We start from the raw sequence: 3,547 nt of genomic DNA, 5'->3' as shown, positions 1-3,547 counted from the left end.
AACCTCTCGTTCATCCTCAAGGCGCGGGTCCAGCTGCTCCGCGACCTCGGCTCGGCGATCTCCCCGTTCAACGCCTTCCTCATCGCGCAGGGCATCGAGACCCTGTCGCTGCGTATCGAGCGCCATGTCGCCAACGCGGAGAAGGTCGCCGCGTGGCTCGAGGCGCGCGACGAGGTGACGGCCGTGCACTACGCCGGTCTGCCGTCCAGCCCCTGGCACGCACTGGCGCAGAAGTACGTGCCGCGCGGCGCGGGCGCCGTGCTCGCGTTCGAGATCGAGGGTGGCGCGGCCGCCGGCCAGGCGTTCGTGTCCGCGCTCGAGCTGCACTCGAACGTCGCGAACATCGGGGACGTGCGCTCGCTCGTCATCCACCCGGCGTCCACGACGCACAGCCAGCTGACCGCCGAGGAGCAGGCCCTCTCGGGTGTCACGCCCGGGCTCGTCCGTCTCGCGGTCGGCATCGAGCACATCGACGACATCCTCGCCGACCTCGACGCCGGCTTCCGGGCCGCCAAGGGCGCCTGACCTCACCGCCCGACCCGTACGGTCGGCTCGTCCCTCTGGGCGGGCCGACCGTACGGCCCGTAGATTGGACCCCCATGTCAAGCTCGCGCACCCCCCGCACCTCAGCCGCCCAGCGCGCGCTGGGTGCGGTCGCCGTGCCCGCGAGCAGCGCCTGGCGCGAGGGCGACGAGCCCGGCGGGCGCGAGTTCCTCGACATCGGGCCGCTGCGGCTCGAGGCCGGTGGCCGTCTCGCGGCGGTGCGCCTGGCCTACGAGACGTGGGGCACGCTCAACAAAGCCGGTGACAACGCCATCCTCGTGCTGCACGCGCTCACCGGCGACTCGCACGTCACCGGGCCCGCGGGACCGGGTCACCCGACGCCCGGCTGGTGGTCCTCGCTCGTCGGCCCCGGCGCGCCCATCGACACCGACCGCTACTTCGTCGTCGCCCCGAACGTGCTCGGCGGCTGTCAGGGCTCGACCGGCCCGTCGTCGGCGGCCCCGGACGGGCGGCCGTGGGGCAGCAGGTTCCCGCACCTCACGGTCCGCGACCAGGTCCATGCCGAGGTCCGGCTCGCCGACGCGCTCGGGATCGACGCGTGGCGACTCGTCATCGGCGCCTCCATGGGCGGGCAGCGCGTGCTCGAGTGGGGCGTGTCCGCCCCCGACCGCGTCCGCAGGCTCGCCGCGATCGCCACCGCCGCGCAGACGTCCGGTGACCAGGTCGCGAGCTTCCACACGCAGCTCGCCGCGATCCAGGCCGACCCGCGCTTCGCCGGCGGCGACTACTACGGCGCGCCCGACGGCGAGGGACCGCACACCGGCCTCGGCATCGCACGCCAGATCGCCCACCAGACGTACCGCAGCGCACTCGAGCTCGACGAGCGGTTCGGACGCATCCCGCAGGGCGGCGAGAACCCCCTCGAGGGCGGCCGGTTCGCCGTGCAGTCGTACCTCGACCATCACGGCGAGAAGCTCGCGCGACGGTTCGACGCGAACAGCTACGTCACGCTGACCCGCACGATGATCACCCACGACCTCGGCCGCGACCGGGGCGGTGTCGAGGCGGCCCTCGCGACCGTCACCGCTCGGGCGCTCGTCGTCGCGGTCGACACCGACCGGCTGTTCCTGCCGTCGCAGTCGGAGCGCATCGCGGCGGGCATCCCGGGTGCGGGCCCGGTCCGGACCATCCGGTCGGACTACGGGCACGACGGGTTCCTCATCGAGGCCGACCAGGTCGGGCGCATCGTCTCCGACTTCCTGGCCGAGCCGGTGCGTGTCCGACCCTGACCCGTTCCGCCGTGGCATTCGCCCCCGTCTGCGGCAAGATGTCCCCATGCTGACCGACGAGCGACTCGCTGAGCTGTCCGACGCGCTCCGTGCCCAGTGGGAGGTGCTGCGCCGCTGGCTCGACGACGTCGCCGAGACACCCGCAGCCCAGGCGCCGAGCGTCCTCGACGGGTGGACCGTCGCCGACCTCATCGCCCACGTCGGGCGGTCGATGTCCGCTCTCGCCGCGTGCGAGCCGGCGCCGGACGGAACCGTCCCGCTCACCGTCGGGGAGTACATCGCCTCGTACGCCGCGGGCGCCGCCGCGATCACCGAGGTCACCCACGAGCTCGCGACGGAGATCGCCGCTGATCCCCTGGCCGGCATCGACGCCCTCGCTGCCGCGGCGTTCGACCGGCTCGACGCGCTCGGCCGGTCCGACCGCGTGGTCATGGCCCGGCGCGGACCGATCCTGCTGTCCTCGATGGTCACGACCCGGCTCATCGAGCTCGTCGTCCACGCCGACGACCTCCAGCGGTCGCTCGCCCGGCCCGGATCCGCCTCGGTCGGCCTCGACGGTGGCGTCGGCGCCGGTGGCGGCCCGATCGACCGCACCGCGCTCGACATCGTGGCGCGCGCCTTCCTCGACGTCGTCGTCGCGCGCGGCGGCTGGGACCTCGAGATCACGCGGCCGCTGGTCTGGGTCCGCCTCGCCACGGGCCGGGTCCCCTACGACGTCGAGGTGCTCGCCCAGGCTGTGACCCCGGAGTACAGCTCGGACGCTGTCCCCGACCTCGGCCGGATCCTGCCGATCCTGTGAGGTGGGGCCGTAGGTTGTGAGCATGCTCGCCGCCTACGCTGCCCGGTTCGCGCCCGACGCGTCCCCCGACTCCCTGCTCGCCGGCCTCGAGGTCGGCGAGCGTCCCGAGCCGGAGGCCCGCGAGGGGTGGACGACGGTCGACGTGCGCGCCGCGTCCCTCAACCACCACGACCTCTGGTCGCTGCGCGGCGTGGGGCTGCGCGCCGAGCAGCTACCGATGATCCTCGGCACCGACGCGGCGGGGGTGACTCCCGACGGCCGCGAGGTCGTCGTGCACGCGGTCATCGGCGGTGCGCTCGGCCACGGCGTCGGGCCGAACGAGCCGCGCAGCCTCCTGTCGGAGCGCTACCCCGGCACGCTCGCGGAACGCGTCGCAGTGCCCACCTGGAACCTCGTGGACAAGCCCGCGTCGCTGTCGTTCGTCGAGGCGGCGTGCGTCCCGACCGCGTGGCTGACGGCGTACCGGATGCTGTTCACGAGCGGCCGGGCGACCCCCGGTCAGCGGGTGCTCGTCCAGGGGGCGGGTGGCGGGGTGTCGACCGCAGCGGTTCTCCTCGGCGCCGCCGCGGGGCTCGAGGTGTTCGTGACGAGCCGTGACGAGGCCAAGCGGACGCGAGCCCTCGAGCTGGGCGCTGCGGCCGCCGTCGAGCCCGGCGGTCGCCTGCCCGCCAAGGTCGACGTCGTGCTGGAGACGGTGGGCGCCGCGACGTGGTCGCACTCGGTGCGCTCGGTCCGCCCTGGCGGGACGATCGTCGTGGCCGGCGCGACGTCGGGCGACGCGAGCCCCGCCGAGCTGCAGCGCATCTTCTTCCTCGAGATCACCGTCCGCGGAGTCACGATGGGATCCAAGGAGGACCTCGCGGGCCTGCTCAACCTGCTGGTGCGGACCGGGGTGCGGCCCCTCATCGACTCCGAGGTGCCGCTCGCCCGCGCGGCCGAGGGGCTGGTCCGCCTC

4 protein-coding genes are annotated in these 3,547 nt (G+C 74.1%); all 4 read left to right on the top strand.

Going from position 1 to position 3,547, the window contains the following annotated elements:
• The coding region (locus VFW79_RS06050) for a PLP-dependent transferase (protein ID WP_329676418.1) at positions 1-525 on the top strand (525 nt) is incomplete at its 5' end.
• 74 nt (positions 526-599) lie between these two features.
• Positions 600-1,793: a homoserine O-acetyltransferase MetX gene (gene metX / locus VFW79_RS06045; RefSeq protein WP_329676417.1), complete on the top strand. Its 1,194-nt coding sequence runs from the start codon at positions 600-602 to the stop codon at positions 1,791-1,793.
• Between the two features lie 46 nt (positions 1,794-1,839).
• Complete coding sequence (locus VFW79_RS06040) at positions 1,840-2,592, top strand: maleylpyruvate isomerase N-terminal domain-containing protein (protein ID WP_329676416.1); 753 nt, start codon at positions 1,840-1,842, stop codon at positions 2,590-2,592.
• Positions 2,593-2,614: 22 nt separating this feature from the next.
• A partial coding sequence (locus VFW79_RS06035; protein ID WP_329676415.1) for a zinc-binding dehydrogenase occupies positions 2,615-3,547 on the top strand: 933 nt, incomplete at its 3' end.

The organism is Cellulomonas sp., assembly GCF_036279715.1.
Taxonomy (GTDB): Bacteria; Actinomycetota; Actinomycetes; order Actinomycetales; family Cellulomonadaceae; genus Cellulomonas_A.
Note: the sequence above shows the minus strand (reverse complement) of the source record. Positions and strands in the feature narration are given on the sequence as shown.

Bases quoted from the DNA above. Each gene is read 5' to 3' on its own strand.
- metX (WP_329676417.1), top strand. From the start codon at position 600: ATGTCAAGCTCGCGCACCCCCCGCACCTCAGCCGCCCAGCGCGCGCTG.
- VFW79_RS06040 (WP_329676416.1), top strand. From the start codon at position 1,840: ATGCTGACCGACGAGCGACTCGCTGAGCTGTCCGACGCGCTCCGTGCC.